This is a genomic window from Legionella gratiana (genome assembly GCF_001467695.1).
Lineage (GTDB): Bacteria > Pseudomonadota > Gammaproteobacteria > Legionellales > Legionellaceae > Legionella > Legionella gratiana.
In genome coordinates this window covers 26,698-43,502 of record NZ_LNYE01000002.1, presented here as the reverse complement: position 1 = coordinate 43,502, position 16,805 = coordinate 26,698, and the positions used below count along the sequence as shown (strand labels likewise).

Sequence of the window (16,805 nt, the reverse complement as noted above, 5' to 3'; positions counted from 1 at the left end):
TCTACAGTTAAGATTTTAACATGCGAAGACCACTTGCAATAACAATAAGCTCACTTATTTCATGGGCTAAAACTGCTATTGGCAACGTAAAATAGCCAGTTACCGCCCCGACAATAAGAGAGCTAATAACAATTATAGATAGTCCTAAATTTTGTAAAATTATATTCCAGGTTCGATGACTAAACTCGATGAGATAAGGTAATTTTAATAAATTATCACCCATTAATGCTACATCCGCAGTTTCTAATGCAACATCGGTTCCAGCGGCGCCCATTGCAACTCCTACATGTGCTGCTGCAAGTGCTGGAGCATCATTTACTCCATCGCCAACCATCATTACCTTACCGTAACGTCTTTCCAGTTCCTCAATTTTTCGTGTCTTATCTTCTGGTGATAAATCAGAGAATACTTCATCTACACCTGCTTGAACTCCAATTGACGCGGCAGTTATCGAGTTATCTCCAGTGAGCATAACAACACGCTCAATACCCATCAATTTTAGGGACGATACCATCTGCCTTGCTGTAGATCTTAGAGGATCAGTAATTGCAATTAAACCGAGAATTTCCTTATCTGTTCCTACTAATACGACAGTCTTTCCAACGGTCTGTAATTTATTTATTTCTTGAATTACAGTTTCTACCAATAGACCCATATCAATAAATAATTTTGGATTGCCAATATAAAATTGTTCTCCATTTATAAAACCCTGAACCCCTGAACCAGTCAATGACTTAAAATGTTCAACAGGTTTATATGCAACACTTTCTGCCTTTGCTTGTTGTAAAATGGCATGTGCCAGTGGATGCTGGGAACGCGATTCAAGGGTGGCAGCTACATTTAATATTTGGTTCTGAGTATAATTATTTAACGAAATGATATCGGTGACCTTGGGTTGTCCTTGTGTTAAGGTTCCTGTTTTATCAAGCGCAATAACCTTTATTTGAACCAATTTTTCTAAATATATCCCACCCTTAAGTAATATTCCGTTTCGACTGGCTGTACCAAGAGCAGCTACAAGGGTAATTGGGATAGAAATTACTAAAGCACATGGTGCAGCTGCAACAATAAACACCGTTGCACGTAGCACCCATTCTTGCCAATGCAGCCCAAATAGAGGAGGTAGGGTAGCTATTAGTACCCCTGCTAAAAGAACGAATGGACTGTAGAGATTGCCAAAACGCTCTATAAATCGTTGACTGCGACCTTTTTTATCCTGTGCTTTTTCAACAAGAAAAATAATACGAGATAACGTGTTCTCAGCAAATTTTTTGGTAGCGCGAATAGTAAGAGTCCCCTCGCCGTTAATAGTTGCAGAAAATACTTTATTTCCCACAAATTTCTCAACAGGAATTGATTCACCCGTGATAGGCGCTTGGTTTACACTAGAATGTCCAGATATGACCTCTCCATCTGTAGCGATGCTTTCACCAGGACGAACAATAAACTCATCTCCAATTTGAATGTCTTCTAAAGGTATTAGGAACTCGCTATTATTACGTCGGACTAATGCGGATTTTGGGGCAAGTTCCATCAATACTCTGATAGCATGTCGCGCCCTTTCACCAGCATAACCCTCTGCTGCTTCAGAAATAGAATATAAAAAAACCAGTGTTGCCGATTCTGCCCATTGTCCCATCACACCAGCAACAATAGCAGCGGTAGACATCAAAAACTCAATACCGATTTCATGTTCTTTGAAAAATTCTTCTATAGCTTCCCGTGCGAAATAATATCCACCAATTAACACCGCGCCTATGTAAAACCCGTTAGCAATTATCCTTGGTAGTGTCAAATATGAGCCTACAAAACCAATAGTTAATAATATACCGGCTATTGCTGCCGTAATGACTTTAGGATTATGCCACAGTTTGGGCATTGGTTCTTTGTGAGAAGGACAAGTGGAGCAGCCCATTTATTTATACCCCTTATTCATAGTTTTCTTCAGAGCCGTAATGTTAAAGCGTCATTGTTACCTAAAAATAAAGGTTTTTAAAGAATTCATCATAGATATTGAATAAAACAATAAAACTATTTGTTCTATTATAGGTAATTTGAAAACTTAATTACTAATGATGAAAAAAATTGGTTATCTATCTGTATTCAATGAAAATACTTGAACAACTTCACAGTTTACAATCCTATAAAATGAAACATACCGAATTATAGATATTAAAAGACCAATATAGTCCTTAAGTCGGTTGGCTGTTCCATTGCTCCCCAAACCCGTTGTGCCACAATCCACTTCAATATCGATGGGAATTTTCTTTTTAGATACCCCAAGCCCTGATTTGGCCAATTGAATGGCTTTGTTCATTTTGTCAATCAATGATGCTTCATAAGAAGTTTTGTACTCACTAAGCGTATCAGGAAAAGGAGGGCAGGTAATTAAAATATGAAGCTGTGCCTCGTTTTTAGAAGCTAATTTTAACGCCAGCTGTAAGGCTTCTGTTTCGTTCTTAATTCCATGGCTAACGAATAAAATGTTATGAAATCGGTGCATTACTTATTCCTCCTTGAAAGGGCTGGAGCAATGTTTCAAAATCGTATTTGAACCGCAATTGCTCCTTGCTTTTTACATGTATTGGCCGCCATTGACATCCAGATTAGCTCCAGTGATAAAACTCGATGCAGGGGATGCCAAAAAAGCAACGGCCTCTGCAACATCTTGCGGAAGTCCCAAGCGCCCTACCGGTATGACTGAAATTATAGTATTTAAAACGTCTTCTCGCATTTTGCGAATCATGGGCGTTTCAATATAGCCTGGCGAAATAGTATTCACCGTAATGCCTTTGCTGGCTACTTCAAGCGCCAGGCTTTTGGTAAAGCCAAACAATGCGGCCTTGGTTGCTGCGTAATTGCATTGCCCAAACTGACCCTTACGTCCATTAATTGAGGAAATAGAGATAATACGTCCATACCCTTTCTCAAGCATGGCAGGTAGTGTATTTCGCGTCATGTTAAATACACTGGTGAGGTTCGCATTCACTACACTTTTCCATTGCTCTGGCGACATCTTTTTTAAACTGGAATCCTGAGTCACACCTGCATTGTTAACCAATACGTCAATACGACCGTAGCGTTCCATAACCAGTGATACCAGCTGTTCACAATCATTAAACCGCGCAATATCCGCATACAGTATATCAATTTCAAATCCTGCTTGTTGTTGCTCTTTTTGCCATTGAATTGCTTCTTCATGATTGCCGTTTTTGAAGTAGCAGGCAATCACAGAATAGTCTGTTGCTAATCGTTGACAAATAGCGCTACCAATACCTCCTGTACCACCAGTAACAATTGCTATCTTTTTCTCCATGATTATTCTCCTTAATTAAATTGGTTTGTCCCTATAGAAAAATACTTTGTTATCGTTTGATTGAGGCCATTTTTAACATTAAAAATCCAGTGAGTCCTGATATAAACGAACCAAGCACTACGCCCATTTTAACCATGGGCATTAAGCTTGAATCATTGTTTTGGTAAGCCAAAGAACCAATAAACAAACTCATGGTAAAGCCAACGCCGCAAATAAGTGCAATGCCATAAACTTGAGCAAGATTCACCTTATCTGTCTTAAGAAGTTTTTTGAACTTAACAAAATAGCCCAAAGATAAGAAAATACCCAATTGTTTTCCAAGAAACAATCCTAGCCCAACGCCTAAAACCACTGGGTGGGTAAATATTGAGAAATCAAGCCCTATAAAAGTGATCCCTGCATTAGCAAAGGCAAACAAGGGAAGAATGAAAAAGACAACCCAATGATGCAAACCGTCTTCTAGGCGCGTCAGCATCGATTCCTTGCCTACATCAGGGATGGTCATGGCAATCACAATCCCGGCAAGGGTTGCATGAACGCCAGATTTTAATACGGCGATCCACAGAGCTACCCCAAAAAGCATGAATACTGAAATGCGGCGACATTTAAAATAATTTAAGCCAATCAAAATCAGGGTAAACAATAATGCCAGTGAAAAAGAAAAAAGCGATAACTTTGCAGTATAAAACAGCGCAATAATAACAATGGCTGCCATATCATCAAAAATGGCGATGGCAGTGAGTAAAATTTTGAGTGAAAAAGGTACACGTGAGCCTAAAAGAGAGACGATTCCTAGAGTAAATGCAATATCGGTAGCGGTAGGGATTGCCCATCCTTTTAGATAGACTGGATTATGAGCATTAAAGAAAGCAAAGATTAAAGCGGGAAAGAGCAAGCCACTTAATGCCGTAAGGGCTGGAGCCAGTAGATTGGTTTTATTACTCAAAATTCCCCGATTGATTTCCCGTTTAATTTCAAGGCCAATCAATAAGAAATATACAGCCATTAATCCATCATTGATCCATAGAATTAGCGGTTTTTTTATGGAAAGATTCCCAACAGAAACACTGCCATTAATATGCAAAAAATGCTCATAACCAATACGATAAGGGGAATTGGCAACGATTATCGCAAGCACTGCAGCAATAAATAATAGGATACCACCAAGAGTTTCCAGGTTATAAAAGGAATCCGATTTATTCATCAATTGATTGTATAAGTGACTAAAAACCAAGTGTACTTGGTGTTGTCGTTCGATACAATTCTGCAGAACATTTTCTTTAATCAGGATTCTGGTGATGCATGGTCATTCATATCCTCCGGAATTTTCATGATTTTTTATAAATAGAGTTCTGTGTTTTTCATAGCAACCAATCGATTGCCTCCTGTCCAAATAAAAAAATTTTATATTGGTGTTGCGTATTTATTTGTCAATGCTATGCTCATAAGGTAAATCATACGATTTACGTTTTTTGATGGGCAACAACACCGTGAGTGAACATAAAATATTGGGTCAATATGGGAATTGAATCAGTTAAAATGTTTAACCAATTGGCTGAAGATTATGATGGTTGGTTTGATAGTCATCCAGGTGTTTTTCAATCGGAACTTGAAGCCTTAAAGAAAGTCACCCCTCAATCAGGAGAAGGACTTGAGGTGGGCGTTGGTTCTGGACGATTTGCTGCCGCATTGGGTATAAAAACAGGCATCGATCCTTCTGTTCAATTAAGTCATTTCGCTAAATTAAGAGGTATTGATGTATTCGAAGGGGTTGCTGAATCATTGCCTTTCCAGGAACAGCAATTTGATTTTGTCTTATTCAATACGGCGTTATGTTATGTTGACTTGCCGTTAGTAGCACTTCTCGAAGCAAAACGAGTCTTAAAACCTAATGGGAAGATTATCATAGGCATGATTGATAAACATTCGATGCTTGGACAGCAGTACGAAGCCACAAAACAAGACAACCCATTTTCTCAATATGCTCACTTTTATTCAGTATCCGAGATTCTTGAATTGCTTCATGAAATTCATTTTACAGAAGAGGCAATTAATCAAACACTATTTGCTCCTATTGATACCATCATAACAGCAGAAGAGAGCAAACCAGGTTATGGAGAAGGCGGGTTCATTGCACTATCCGCCGGCATGTCTCCCTTTTCTTATTGAAGGTTTATTAGCAAGTCTTGCATCGACCAATCAGCAGATTGAGCGTGAAGACCCACTAAAAAAGTATTGAATCGCTTTGTAAAGACGCTACGCGGCTTGTTTTTCTTGTATTATCGCAACATCCCCTTGGACACACTATACTTTTTAATAGGATTTGAACAAAGAACAGAGGACTAATGAATTATTCTTTTCGTTTTCTTGTTGCAGAAGCATCTTTTCCTGCTCGCATTATTATCCGAAATCAATTAATGCAGCTTGGACAACACGTGGATATCGTTCCCTCAATTGAAGACACTCTGATGCAAATTACATCTAAAAGCTATGATATGCTTTTAATTGATAGCTACTTGTACTATTCACAAGGTGACTATGATTGGACTGCATTGATAAAAAAACACCACCCATTTACTACAGCTCCAGTGATTGCACTAATCTGCGAACATCCACCGATAAAAAATGAAATGGGAAGCCCTCACTTGTGTAGTTTTAGAAAACCATTCAGTGAAGAAAAAGCGATAATAATTATCCATTATCTGGAAAGCACATTAAGCTAAATTGAAAACCCCAAAGATAAATTGATACATTAATGTCCCCACGGTATCCGATGGTCATTAAAGAAGCCCTGCATCTTGAAAATCCACGCGCAACCATGCCAAATGGAGTTGATTTAAGTGACCCGGAAGGAACTTTTAAACCTAACGCTCTCCATTAAGTAATTCAATAAAACCAGTGGATTACCTATTTCCAAACGCGCACCCGGTTTCGTCCTTCGGACTTAGCCAAATACAATGCCTTGTCTGCATGTTCAATAGACTCCTCTATCGGTTTATTAGGCTCAAGCAGCGCCAGACCAAAAGAGGCAGTTACTTGAATCAAGTGCTCCTTGCCATCATCGATGGTAATGGCCTCAAGCACTTTCCGAAGACGTTCACTCATTGCGAACCCCATATCCAAATCGGTAAATGGCAAACACAGTAAAAATTCTTCACCACCATAACGAAAAACTTTATCATAGGCCCTTAGATTCTCAATAAACAGACGAACAGCTGTTGCCAAAACACGATCTCCCATCTGATGGCCGTGCCGATCATTAATCTCTTTAAAGTAATCTAAATCCACCATAACCAAGCAACAACTTTGCCCTTGGCGCTTAATAATTTCTTGTTGCTCTCGCAAAGTCGACAGCATCGTCACGCGAGACAGTGCCCCAGTCAACGCATCTCGGCTGTGAATCAGATATTCCAACTCATTTTAAGAGCGGAGAGCTCAAGTCGCATCTGCTCCAAGGCATTGGCAAAATGATTGTAGTCAATAGGGGCTATCCCTTCTGGCATACTTGCCTTTTGTAATAACTGCGCGGTTAATTGATGCATGCGTTGGTGTGACACGCCTATATTAATGATTCCAGGATGTTCTTGAATTTCTTTTGGGATGCCACTGTAATACCATTGCCCAAATCGGCAACGCGTATGAGCGTCAGGCTGCAAATCGTTGTTATCTCCAGGCAGTCGGCAAATCAAGGTTCTAATCAATGAATTGTGCCATTGTTGATGATTATAAATTGCTTGCTCTAGTTGTGAAATAATTTGCTGCAGTTCGTTTTGAGTAACACTAGTAAATGCTGCCATGACCTATCCCTTGTTTCCTTGTCACTAATACTCAGGTGAAATAAGAGTATTTCACCCATCACAGCCCAACTCAATGGAAAGGCGTATAAAACTTAAAATTATTTCTTCCTGTGGATTTCACTTGATATAAAGCGGCATCCGCATGTTGAATCAACGTATCCAAATCAGAACCATCTTGAGGATAAAGGCTCACACCGATACTCAACGAAATCGAAATGGTCTGTTCTTTTATAAGAATAGGCTGTTGGATAGCATGAAACAAATGATTAATCACGGTATGTACCTCTTCCTCATGAACAATATCTGAAAGAATAATTAAGAATTCGTCCCCACCTTGTCGTCCCACAATATCTGAAGAGCGCACCGATGCTGTTAGACGTGATGCAACCTCTATTAATAACAAATCACCGGCATCATGGCCAAACGTACCGTTAATCTTCTTAAAGTAATCCAAGTCCATAAACAGCACGGCGATACTGCATTGATGGCGCTTTGCATACGCCATAAATAATAGAAACGATTGCTCCAATTGCTTGCGGTTTGCCAATCCTGTCAATGCATCATGGTAGGCCATCCTAACCAACTCATGTTCAGCCTTTTTTTGAGCATCAATATTTTGAATTTGAGCAATAAAATACAGCGGGGCACTATGTGCATCCCTAATTAACGAACCACTCAATAAAATCCAAACGATGGCGCCATTTTTACAAATATAACGTTTTTCCATTTGGTAGGAGCTTATTGTGCCGTTCAATAATTGGCGCACATAATTTAAATCGGTTTGCAAATCATCAGGATAGGTTATCCGCTGAAAATCGATTTGTAATAGTTCTTCTTCTGTGTAACCTGTTATTTGGCACAGCGATTTATTCACCTTAAGCCAGCGTCCTTCCAATGAAACTAAAGCCATACCGATGTCTGCATAATCAAAAGCCGCACGAAATCGTTTTTCGCTTTCTTCAAAAGTTTCATTAACCCGATGAAGCGCTCGTGTTCGCTCATGAACTTTTTTCTCTAGCTTAAGATTTAAAGACTCTAAATACTCGGTTTGCGGCCAAAGAGCGAAACAAAGATTGACATCAGCAACTATTTTGCATTAAAATTTGAAATAATATGAAAAACCGTAAAACGTAGGTTTATAACGCCATGAAAATTACATCTTAAGTACGCCCATCTAATAGGGCGAATAGAGGAAATCATTGTTGATTTTCTATTTTTTATTGTCCTAAAAGACATGCTTAAGAGTAAATCATGCACCATAAACCGATTCAATTTAAAGACCTAGGTCTTATCTATTCGCATAAAATCTGTTTTCAAAACTTCAGTGGTGAAATCCATTTTGGTGAGCGTATTGCACTGATTGGCAGAAATGGCTCGGGAAAATCTACCTTACTTAAAATGCTTGCTGGTTTTTGTTCAGCCTCTGCTGGCGAAATTCAAATGCCACAGGATGTTCGTTTTGGTTACTTACCCCAATTGATTGAAGAATGTCCTGATTTAAGTGGTGGTCAACGATTAAACCAGGCGTTAACCAAAATATTGTCTGAAGATCCGAATGTTTTGTTGTTAGATGAACCCACAAATCATCTGGACAGACGCAATCGTCGTTCTTTAATGCGGATGCTCGAGCATTATCCGGGGACGTTGGTCATTGCTTCTCATGATACGGAGCTCATCAATACCGTCGCAGATACTCTATGGCATATTGATTTGGGTAGGCTCACTCTATTTAGAGGGGCTTATTTTGAGTATCAGCAGATGCTTGAAAACAAGAAAGCATCGATTGAACAGGAATTATCACGGATTGCACGTGAGAAGAAAGAATCACATCTTGCTCTAATGAGAGAACAAGAACGTAATAAACGTTCTCGTGTTTCAGGTGAAAAAAAGATAGCCCAACGCAAATGGCCAACGATTCGGTCTCATACAAAGCTCGCCAATGCAATGACAACAGGAAATAAACGATTAAGTCAGATTAATCATAAAAAAGAACACTTGCTTGAAGAGCTTTCTTCTCTAAACCTTCCGCAAACGATTAAGCCCAAATTTAAATTAAACGGTCTTGACCACCATAAGCCCTTAATCAGGATTCAAGACACTTCTATTGCCTATGAATCAGGAGCTGTGATTCTGGAAGACATTCATTTTCACTTAAATGGCTGCGAACGAGTGGCATTGTATGGGGACAACGCATCAGGGAAGTCCACCTTTGCCAAAGCGATTTTGGAGGATAGTCACATTAAGAGAACAGGTGAGTGGACTCTTCCTCAGTACAATACAGTTGGGTATCTCGATCAGCATTATCAACATCTGGATTGTGACGAAACAGTTCTGGATTTGATGAAAAGTCAGATGCCCCATGCTTCTCATGCTGAACTTCGTGCCCATTTAAATGACTTTTTATTTCGCAAAAATGAAGAGGTAGAAATAAAGGTCAAAGATCTTTCTGGTGGTGAAAAGGCAAGGCTTTCTTTAGCCTTGATTGCTGCCAATCCGCCTAAACTACTTGTTTTAGATGAGGTAACCAACAATGTAGATCTGGAAACACGCGATCATATCATCGGAGTATTACGTGAATTTCCAGGTGCGATACTGGTTATTTCTCACGATCATGATTTTTTAGAATCCATTCACATTGAAACCAGGTATCACATTCATCAAGGGAAGATACATCATTTCAATGGGGAACAAGCAGAGGGTGTTCATCATGACTAGTCGTTTGCCTAACCACATAAGCTCTTTTATGTGGCATTTTTTAAAACCGTATCGTCGCATGGTTTTTTTATTTATCCTGCTTGCTTTAATGGCTGGATTTTGGGGACCGTTTAATAGTTTATTGATTAAGTCCTTCATTAATACCTTAGTGGCAAAGACAAATACAGACCTCTCCGCTTTGTATTGGATCGCTGGATTATTGGTATTGAACTTTATTATCTTTGACAATATCACCTGGCGAACAATCGGGTACTTGAACTATAAATACGAAGCGGTGATTAAAAACCAAATTATTAGCCAAATGTTTGAGTATGTGTTGGGAAGTAGTACGCAATTTTTTCAGGATAACCTATCAGGGCGAATTGCCACACAAATTACGACTCTTGCTGATAATCTTGAGATTATTTTGCATCGCGTATCTGTCGATTTTCTACGTGGTGCTTCATTGTTGCTGGTTTCCTTTATTACAGCCTATTTTGTTAATGTCCTGTTCTTTTATATTTTATTCTTATGGTTCATTGCCTTTGCCTCATTTAGTATTTGGATGTCGGCGCGATTGGTTCAGTTATCGGATGACCATGCAAATTCTGAATCGCAGCTTTCTGGGCAATTAGTAGATAGCCTGGCGAATCAATCCAATATTCGTATTTTTTCACGTAAAGGCTTTGAAGTAGAGCGTATGAATACTTTTTTTCGCTCGGTACAACGGGCTTTCCAAAGAAAAGAGCTGTTTATTGTTTTGTTATGCTGCGCCCAAGGTGGAATGATTGCGGTAATGATGGGTTTGGCATCGATTACCTTAATTCACTTGTATGGCAAGGGACTGGTGAGCATTGGTGATTTTGCTTTGATTCTTGGGCTTTCCATGGAATTGGGGCATATGATGTGGTACACCATGTACCAAGTGGACCAATTTAACCAAGCCTTAGGCAAGGCAAGACAAAGTTTAAATGCATTGGTCATCCCCCATGAGATACAGGATAAAAAAAATGCATCCCAATTAATTGTTACGCAAGGGCAAATTGAATTTTCAAAGGTAAAATTTCATTACCAAGGTGGTTACTCCTTGTTCCAGAATAAGTCGGTAACCATTGAAGCAGGTCAAAAAGTGGGGTTAGTGGGCTATTCAGGCAGCGGCAAGTCCACTTTTGTTAATTTGATTTTGCGACTTTATGAGGTAGTGGATGGACAAATTCTAATCGATGATCAAAACCTATCTGAAGTGACTCAAGAGAGTTTAAGACAAGCCATTGCTATGATTCCTCAAGACCCTACACTTTTTCATCGAAGCTTAATGGATAATATTCGTTATGGTAGGACAAAAGCCTCGGATGAGGAAGTCATTTTAGCCTCCAAGAAGGCTCATGCGCATGAGTTTATCAGTCTTTTGCCAGAAGGCTATGAGACATTGGTCGGTGAGCGTGGTGTGAAGCTTTCAGGCGGGCAACGCCAGCGTATTGCCATTGCTCGTGCGATTTTAAAAAATGCACCCATTTTAATGTTGGACGAAGCCACGTCCCAGCTGGACTCCATTACAGAATCCAACATTCAAGACAGTCTTTGGGAGTTGATGCAGGGAAAAACAACCCTGGTCGTTGCGCATCGCTTATCGACTCTGCTGCATATGGACCGAATTTTAGTATTTGATAAAGGCCATATTGTTGAAGATGGCACACATACTGAACTGTTGAATCTTGGTGGTTTGTATAAAACCCTGTGGGACGCGCAAGTAGGTGGATTCTTGCCTGATGAGCGAAAAGAAGAATCTGAAGAGTCAGTTAATAACGGGGTATTAGATGAGTAAATTACATACAGAATTTTCGGAAGTGAATCATTTGCTTAATGACTTACTGTCCGGCTTGCAATCAATTTTAAAGGAACATTTGCTGGGCGTTTACGTGTATGGTTCATTCGTCTGGGGTGATTTTGATGAAACAACCAGCGACATTGATGTTCTTGTGGCATTAAACCAAGAAATGACATCAGAAGAATTCGCGGCTTTAGATTATTTGCATACCAATCTGGTTCAGCATTTTCCAGATTGGTATGACCGAATTGAAGTAGCTTATGCATCGTATAGAATGTTACAACATTTTAAGACAGAGCAAGGTCAAATTGCTGTCATTAGCCCAGGAGAACCGTTTCACCTCAAACAGGCGGGAACTGACTGGCTTATTAATTATTATTTATTGCAAACAAATAGCCTCATTCTATATGGTCCATCAGCAAAGTCGATTGTTGCTCCTGTATCAAGCAGTGAGTTTATAGAGCATGTCAAAAAGCAGAGCATTGAATGGCAAGATTGGGTTATTCATACCAGAAATTCTTTAGGGTACCAATATTATGCTGTATTAACACTGTGCAGGGCTTTGTACGTGCTCCACCATCAGGAACAAGGCTCTAAGTTAAAAGCTGGAGTGTGGGCTAAAAATCAATTCCCAAAATGGCGAGCTTTAATTCAACGAGCATTAACTAAAGCGGAACTAGATCATGCAAGCGATATCTTGACCGAAGAAACCTATCAAGAAGTCACCGCATTTGTGGATGAAATGGTTCAGCATATTCAAGAGAGAGAATAGATGATGGAAGTCAACCAACAACAACGGCTTATCGAAGTAGTTTCTTATGATGCTAATTGGCCTATGCAATTTGAACAGGAAGCAGAGCGAATTAAAAAAGCATTAGGTAGTAATTGCATTGAAATTCATCATATCGGTTCCACTTCAGTACCTGGTTTGGCTGCAAAACCAATCATCGATATGATTCCAGTTGTTTTGGAACTAAGCAAAGTAGATAGTGCCAATGCTGCCATGAAAGCCCTGGGCTATGAAGCAAAAGGAGAATACGGAATTCCATTTCGCCGCTATTTTCAAAAGGGAGATAACCAAAGAACTCATCATGCTCATATTTTTGAGTTTGGAAACCCAGAAATCGAGCGCCATTTAAAATTTAGGGACTGGATGAGAGCAAATCCAGAAGATAGAGTAGCCTATGCTCGTTTAAAACAAGAGTTAGCACATCAACATCCCTATGACATTACTGCCTATTGCGTGGGTAAAGAGGATTTTATCGCAGCTATTGATAGAAAAGCAGGATTTAATGGATTAAGAGTGGTTAAGGCATTAACACCTCGTGAATGGGATAAAGTACGCCATTTTAGACAATTCTATTTTTTTGATAAGGCAGGGCTTTCTGATCCATATACTTGGACTTTTGAGCATGAAGCTCATGTTCATTTTGTTTTATCTCAAGGAAGCGACATCATTGGTTATGCCCATCTGCAATTATGGCCTCACAAAAGAGCAGCTTTGCGCATCATTGTGATTGATGAGGAAAAAAGAAACCACCAATATGGTGGCCAATTCTTGGCGTTATGTGAAAAGTGGCTAAAAACACAAGGCTATCAAAGCTTGCACGTGGAGTCTTCACCGGATGCGCTAAGATTTTATAGAAATAATGATTACATCGACATGCCATTTGATGATCCAGATGGCTATGAAGGTGATGCGAGAGATACTGCAGTAGGGAAAATACTATGATTCAAATCGAAAAAATAACGGGAGATTTAGCTCAATCCTTATGTCGAACCATTACAAAGGATTTGCCAGAATACTTTGGTTTGCCAGAAGCGAACGAGCACTACGCAATAGGTGTGACCACACGCACTAATTTTGCGGCAAAAGATGGGGATAATACGTTTGGCCTTGTTTCAATTGATTTTCCCTATCCTGATAATGCTAATATTTACTGGATGGCTGTAAAACGTGATTATCATCGTCAAGGTGTAGGAAAGCAATTAATCAAAACGGCTTGCCATTTTGCTGCAACACAAGGTGCTAAAACTATAACCGTTGAAACCCTAAGCCCCTCTGAATTGGAAGAGAATTACCTTAAAACCTACCGATTCTATCAGTCCGTTGGTTTTAACCCTCTTTTGGATTTAAAACCAGCAGGATATGAGTGGAATATGGTGTACATGATGAAACAGCTTGAAGCTTTAGCAGAAAACCAATCGTCAATTGCCATTAAGCCACTAGAATTATGCGATATCCCCGTTTTGGTCGATGCGTTTCAAAAAGCAAATTGGCAAAAACCTTACGTTTTGTTTGAAGGGTACTATCAAGAACAAGAACAGTCTGAGCGAGTCGTTTGGGTGGCCTATGTTCAAGACCAAATCGCGGGCTATGTTACTCTAAAATGGACCTCACACTATAAACCTTTTTCTCATAAAGGAATCCCAGAAATTATGGACTTAAATGTATTGCCTGCTTTCCGCAAGCGTGGAATAGGCAGTGCTTTGCTCACTATTGCTGAAGAAAATGCAGCCAGTCAGTGTGATGTTGTAGGAATTGGTGTTGGATTATATGGTGGTCCTGATGGCGGATATGGACAAGCTCAACGACTTTATGCTAACCGAGGTTATATTCCTGATGGTTTAGGGGTAACTTATCATTATAAACCAACCATTCCTGGGGAAACATATCCCTTGGATGATGATTTAATTTTGTGGTTTACCAAAAAAGTAACCAAACATTTGCATGTAGAAAGAGATACTGTAACTAAAAAAACAACTGATAGCTGCGATGTATATGTACCAAACACAAAATATAAATTGGAGTTCAATGCCAAAGATTCATTTAAAATTATCGATCAAAAGTTGTTTGAGTTTAATAAATTGTGTGTCTCTGCAACACAACAACCGGAATTAATTGATATAAACGTTACGATTAAAAACGGTGATGAGGTAATAGCGGGTATTTGTTCGGAGGTTTATACATGGAATATCCTGTACATCAGTGTCTTTTTTGTTGAGGAAAAATATCGGAACCAAGGTTTGGGTACCCTTTTACTCAATAAAGTTGAGGAGAAAGCAAAAGAATTAGGAGTCAGTTTAATTCACCTCGATACCTTTGATTTTCAAGCAAAAGATTTTTATCTCAAACATGGTTATGAAGAGTTTGGGGTTCTGGATGACTGTCCAAAAGGTCATCAGCGTTATTATATGAAGAAGGTGCTATGAGTTTTATTAAAAAAGGAATATACCGTCATTATAAAGGCAATCTGTATGAAGTGATTGATATTGCCAGGCATTCGGAAAGCTTAGAAGATATGGTGGTTTACAGAGCGCTTTACGGCGATTTTGAACTATGGGTTCGACCTCTCAAAATGTTCCTTGAAAACATTGAGATAAATGGTGAGCTCCAAAAAAGATTTGAATTACATGAATAAATTAGAACAAGCAAATCGTTTTATCTTTACTGGCACCCCAGGCAGTGGAAAAACTTCTGTTATTTTGGCATTGAAAAGATTAGGGTATGTAGTGATTCCTGAGTCTGCAACAGATGTCATTGCAGAGGAACAGGCAAAGGGAATTATGCGTCCATGGGAAGAGACTGATTTTGTAGATAAGATTGTTTTAACACAAAAATTAAGGCAATTGAATGCTCAAGGTGCGTTGCAATTTTATGACCGATCGCCATTTTGTGCTTATGCATTGGGGCGTTATTCCGCTCATTGGCATAAAAATGATTTTACACCCTCACCTATCTTATTAGCTGAAGTTGACCACTGCCTAAAAGCTAGTATTTATCAACGCAAAGTATTCTTTTTTGAGAACTTGGGGTTTATTGAACCAACTTCAGCTCGCAAAATCAGTTATGAAGACGCCCTTATTTTTGAGCAAATTCACATAGATGTATATAAAGAGTTTGGTTTTGAAATCATGCTCATGCCTAAAAAAACGATTACAGAGCGCTGTGAATTTGTTCTTGAAACGTTAGGCATAAAAAAATAAATATCAATTTTATGAAAAAACCGCTTGACCCTATTGTTACTATATATCTTACCTTTGTTCTTAAGGAGGTAATACTATGACTCAATGGTTCGTAAAAGACTTAAGCAAATTAACTGGTGTTTCGGTGCAAACATTGCATCATTATGATCGCATTGGTTTACTTAAACCTTCATTACGACAGTCCAATGGGTATCGTATTTACTCCGAGAAGGATTTATTGAAATTACAACAGATTATTGCTTTAAAGTTTTTTGGTTTTGAGCTATCACAAATCAAAACCTTGCTCTCTGAAGAACGTCACGCGCTAAACCATTTTGAAGCCCAAGCTCAAGTGTTAGAACAAAAAGCATTGGCATGTACTTCCGGAGCTAAAACCTTAAGAAGCATTATAGACTCTGTTGATGTCAATCAATCCATTCCATGGGAAACCATTATACAACTGATTGAGGTATATAAAATGGCAGAGCATCTTGAACATGATTGGGTTAAGGAAATATTTACTCCTGATGAGCTCAAACAATACGTAGCATTTGAAAAGGAAATGAAAACAAATAACAAGGCTGAGTTTGAAAAACAATGGCATCAACTTTTAGATGAATTGAAACAAAGTATGAAACACGATCCTGATTCCACTATAGGTATCCAAACAGGGAAAAACTACATGGAATGGGTTAATAGCGTATACGGTAAAAAATATGCCCATCTGAGAACCAAAAAATGGGAAAAAGGATTTGGAGAAGGAAAAGGTCTTGATGAAATTGGTTTAACACCAGAGATTATGACATGGTTAGAGAAGGCTTTAGACGCTTATTGGAAGCATAGGCTTTATGGTATTCTTGAACAAGTAGGCAAAACGCCAGACTCCAACATATTAACGCTTTGGAATAAGGCATTAGATGATATGTATGGCGAAGAAACTTCACGAAAATATGCTGTTTGTGATATTGCTTTGAAGGATGAAAAGGTCAGTCCAGAAGCAAAGACTTGGCTCAAAAGTATCGTAGATGCTTACAACATGTAAAAAAATAGCTATAAATTTTGGATCGGTCTTGTTTTTACCGATCCAATCTCAACGGAATCCATTTTAGGTTCTTCTTTCCGTCTAGAAAACGGCTAATCTAAACATCCGACAATGTTAAAAATTTGTAAAAAAATACTGATTGAGAATAAATTTTACGGCATA

Annotated in this window: 18 protein-coding genes; 11 read left to right on the top strand and 7 right to left on the bottom strand. The window is 38.9% G+C overall.

From position 1 onward, the window contains the following. Positions 1-7: 7 nt before the first annotated feature. From Lgra_RS00720 to nhaA, 4 genes are all read right to left on the bottom strand, one after another. Entirely contained in the window at positions 8-1,915 is a 1,908-nt protein-coding gene (locus tag Lgra_RS00720) for a heavy metal translocating P-type ATPase (RefSeq protein WP_012187540.1), read from the bottom strand. 174 nt (positions 1,916-2,089) lie between these two features. After that, a complete protein-coding gene (locus Lgra_RS00715; protein WP_014845095.1) occupies positions 2,090-2,503 on the bottom strand; it encodes a hypothetical protein in 414 nt (137 codons plus the stop codon). Positions 2,504-2,575: 72 nt separating this feature from the next. Then, on the bottom strand, positions 2,576-3,316 hold the full coding sequence (phbB, locus tag Lgra_RS00710; RefSeq protein WP_014845094.1) for an acetoacetyl-CoA reductase: 741 nt from the start codon (positions 3,314-3,316) through the stop codon (positions 2,576-2,578). A gap of 49 nt (positions 3,317-3,365) precedes the next feature. Continuing rightward, a complete protein-coding gene (gene nhaA / locus Lgra_RS00705) occupies positions 3,366-4,520 on the bottom strand; it encodes a Na+/H+ antiporter NhaA (protein WP_014845093.1) in 1,155 nt (384 codons plus the stop codon). A gap of 314 nt (positions 4,521-4,834) precedes the next feature. Here nhaA and Lgra_RS00700 point away from each other — a divergent pair, with 314 nt between their 5' ends. From Lgra_RS00700 to Lgra_RS18425, 3 genes are all read left to right on the top strand, one after another. Beyond that, the gene (locus Lgra_RS00700) at positions 4,835-5,485 is read left to right on the top strand and encodes a class I SAM-dependent methyltransferase (RefSeq protein ID WP_014845092.1); all 651 of its coding nucleotides are present in this window, start codon (positions 4,835-4,837) and stop codon (positions 5,483-5,485) included. A 176-nt stretch (positions 5,486-5,661) separates the two neighbouring features. After that, on the top strand, positions 5,662-6,039 hold the full coding sequence (locus Lgra_RS00695; protein WP_014845091.1) for a response regulator: 378 nt from the start codon (positions 5,662-5,664) through the stop codon (positions 6,037-6,039). Between the two features lie 32 nt (positions 6,040-6,071). Next, a complete protein-coding gene (locus tag Lgra_RS18425) occupies positions 6,072-6,197 on the top strand; it encodes a hypothetical protein (protein ID WP_019350452.1) in 126 nt (41 codons plus the stop codon). A gap of 26 nt (positions 6,198-6,223) precedes the next feature. Here the strand turns inward: Lgra_RS18425 and Lgra_RS00690 are convergent, their stop codons facing one another. From Lgra_RS00690 to Lgra_RS00680, 3 genes are all read right to left on the bottom strand, one after another. Next, positions 6,224-6,673, bottom strand: a complete 450-nt coding sequence (locus tag Lgra_RS00690; RefSeq protein WP_019350453.1) for a GGDEF domain-containing protein — start codon at positions 6,671-6,673, stop codon at positions 6,224-6,226. Positions 6,674-6,717: 44 nt separating this feature from the next. After that, positions 6,718-7,113 carry a CZB domain-containing protein gene (locus Lgra_RS00685; protein WP_014845089.1) on the bottom strand — a complete coding sequence of 132 codons (396 nt, stop codon included), beginning with the start codon at positions 7,111-7,113 and terminating at the stop codon, positions 6,718-6,720. 70 nt (positions 7,114-7,183) lie between these two features. After that, positions 7,184-8,023: a GGDEF domain-containing protein gene (locus Lgra_RS00680; RefSeq protein ID WP_014845088.1), complete on the bottom strand. Its 840-nt coding sequence runs from the start codon at positions 8,021-8,023 to the stop codon at positions 7,184-7,186. A 341-nt stretch (positions 8,024-8,364) separates the two neighbouring features. Here Lgra_RS00680 and Lgra_RS00675 point away from each other — a divergent pair, with 341 nt between their 5' ends. The 8 genes from Lgra_RS00675 to Lgra_RS00640 all read left to right on the top strand — a co-directional run bounded on the left by Lgra_RS00675 (position 8,365) and on the right by Lgra_RS00640 (position 16,643). After that, the gene (locus Lgra_RS00675) at positions 8,365-9,828 is read left to right on the top strand and encodes an ABC-F family ATP-binding cassette domain-containing protein (protein WP_014845087.1); all 1,464 of its coding nucleotides are present in this window, start codon (positions 8,365-8,367) and stop codon (positions 9,826-9,828) included. Next, positions 9,821-11,632, top strand: a complete 1,812-nt coding sequence (locus Lgra_RS00670) for an ABC transporter ATP-binding protein (RefSeq protein ID WP_014845086.1) — start codon at positions 9,821-9,823, stop codon at positions 11,630-11,632. Before Lgra_RS00675 ends, Lgra_RS00670 begins: the two co-directional genes overlap by 8 nt. Further along, entirely contained in the window at positions 11,625-12,407 is a 783-nt protein-coding gene (locus Lgra_RS00665) for a nucleotidyltransferase domain-containing protein (protein ID WP_014845085.1), read from the top strand. Before Lgra_RS00670 ends, Lgra_RS00665 begins: the two co-directional genes overlap by 8 nt. A 3-nt stretch (positions 12,408-12,410) precedes the next feature. Then, positions 12,411-13,367 (top strand): bifunctional GrpB family protein/GNAT family N-acetyltransferase, encoded by a 957-nt coding sequence (locus Lgra_RS00660; RefSeq protein WP_029489092.1) that lies wholly within the window; start codon positions 12,411-12,413, stop codon positions 13,365-13,367. Next, positions 13,364-14,848 carry a GNAT family N-acetyltransferase gene (locus Lgra_RS00655; protein WP_014845083.1) on the top strand — a complete coding sequence of 495 codons (1,485 nt, stop codon included), beginning with the start codon at positions 13,364-13,366 and terminating at the stop codon, positions 14,846-14,848. Before Lgra_RS00660 ends, Lgra_RS00655 begins: the two co-directional genes overlap by 4 nt. Further along, on the top strand, positions 14,845-15,057 hold the full coding sequence (locus Lgra_RS00650) for a DUF1653 domain-containing protein (protein ID WP_014845082.1): 213 nt from the start codon (positions 14,845-14,847) through the stop codon (positions 15,055-15,057). The genes Lgra_RS00655 and Lgra_RS00650 overlap by 4 nt, the downstream gene beginning before the upstream one ends. Beyond that, positions 15,050-15,622 (top strand): AAA family ATPase, encoded by a 573-nt coding sequence (locus Lgra_RS00645; RefSeq protein ID WP_014845081.1) that lies wholly within the window; start codon positions 15,050-15,052, stop codon positions 15,620-15,622. The genes Lgra_RS00650 and Lgra_RS00645 overlap by 8 nt, the downstream gene beginning before the upstream one ends. 76 nt (positions 15,623-15,698) lie before the next feature. Continuing rightward, entirely contained in the window at positions 15,699-16,643 is a 945-nt protein-coding gene (locus tag Lgra_RS00640; protein ID WP_014845080.1) for a MerR family transcriptional regulator, read from the top strand. The last annotated feature ends 162 nt before the right edge of the window (positions 16,644-16,805 follow it).